Raw genomic sequence first — 1197 nt, forward strand, 5'->3', positions numbered from 1 at the left:
CTGAGCTGGGGGTGGCCGCAGAGACCAGCGAGAAGCGACTGTTTACTAAAAACACAGGTCCGTGCGAAGCCGTAAGGCGATGTATACGGACTGACGCCTGCCCGGTGCTGGAACGTTAAGGGGACCGGTTAGTGCACTTTCGGGTGTGCGAAGCTGAGAACTTAAGCGCCAGTAAACGGCGGTGGTAACTATAACCATCCTAAGGTAGCGAAATTCCTTGTCGGGTAAGTTCCGACCTGCACGAATGGCGTAACGACTTCTCGACTGTCTCAACCATAGGCCCGGTGAAATTGCACTACGAGTAAAGATGCTCGTTTCGCGCAGAAGGACGGAAAGACCCCGGGACCTTTACTACAGTTTGATATTGGTGTTCGGTTCGGCTTGTGTAGGATAGGTGGGAGACTTTGAAGCGGGCACGCCAGTGTTCGTGGAGTCAACGTTGAAATACCACTCTGGTCGTGCTGGATGTCTAACCTCGGTCCGTGATCCGGATCAGGGACAGTGTCTGATGGGTAGTTTAACTGGGGCGGTTGCCTCCCAAAGAGTAACGGAGGCGCCCAAAGGTTCCCTCAGCCTGGTTGGTAATCAGGTGTTGAGTGTAAGTGCACAAGGGAGCTTGACTGTGAGACCGACGGGTCGAGCAGGGACGAAAGTCGGGACTAGTGATCCGGCGGTGGCTTGTGGAAGCGCCGTCGCTCAACGGATAAAAGGTACCCCGGGGATAACAGGCTGATCTTCCCCAAGAGTCCATATCGACGGGATGGTTTGGCACCTCGATGTCGGCTCGTCGCATCCTGGGGCTGGAGTCGGTCCCAAGGGTTGGGCTGTTCGCCCATTAAAGCGGTACGCGAGCTGGGTTTAGAACGTCGTGAGACAGTTCGGTCCCTATCCTCTGTGCGCGTAGGAATATTGAGAAGGGCTGTCCCTAGTACGAGAGGACCGGGACGGACGAACCTCTGGTGTGCCAGTTGTCCTGCCAAGGGCATGGCTGGTTGGCTACGTTCGGAAAGGATAACCGCTGAAAGCATCTAAGCGGGAAGCCTGCTTCGAGATGAGTATTCCCACCCCCTTTGAGGGGTTAAGGCTCCCAGTAGACGACTGGGTTGATAGGCCAGATCTGGAAGCCCGGTAACGGGTGGAGGTGACTGGTACTAATAGGCCGAGGGCTTGTCCTCAGTTGCTCGCGTCCACTGTGTT

At 55.9% G+C, this 1197-nt stretch carries 1 rRNA gene (only partly in view); it reads left to right on the forward strand.

Going from position 1 to position 1197, the window contains the following annotated elements:
• Window positions 1-1175: ribosomal RNA gene (locus ACIO9J_RS44805) — 23S ribosomal RNA — on the forward strand; it begins 1797 nt to the left of the window's first position.
• Window positions 1176-1197: the final 22 nt, after the last annotated feature.

It is taken from the genome of Streptomyces sp. NPDC087300, assembly GCF_044744425.1.
In the GTDB taxonomy this organism is placed as follows: Bacteria; Actinomycetota; Actinomycetes; order Streptomycetales; family Streptomycetaceae; genus Streptomyces.